This is a genomic window from Flavobacterium xizangense (assembly GCF_054075145.1).
On sequence record NZ_JBSIPG010000099.1, the window covers coordinates 1 to 273 of the forward strand.

The window sequence follows — 273 nt, forward strand, 5'->3', positions numbered from 1 at the left end:
GCGAGGTTAAGCGAAAGCCAATTAATTACGGCGCAAAAACAGTTTCAAAGAAACAGAGATTTGTCTGCTTTGTTTATGGTCGGTTTTTACGTTTTAAATATTATTGATGCGAATATTGATGCCGCATTGTCTCAATTTAATGTGGATGAAAGATTAGCATTTAAACCCGCAGTTATAAAAAATGATATAACAGCAGAAAATGATTTTGGATTTGCTCTAAATTATACTTTTTAAAAAATAGCCACGAATTCACGAATTTTTTAAAAATTTTAT

General features: G+C 30.0%; 1 protein-coding gene. It reads left to right on the plus strand.

Annotated features, from left to right (window positions below):
* A partial coding sequence (locus tag ACWA1B_RS22680; protein ID WP_456910873.1) for a DUF5683 domain-containing protein occupies positions 1 to 234 on the plus strand: 234 nt, incomplete at its 5' end.
* Positions 235 to 273 lie beyond the last annotated feature (39 nt).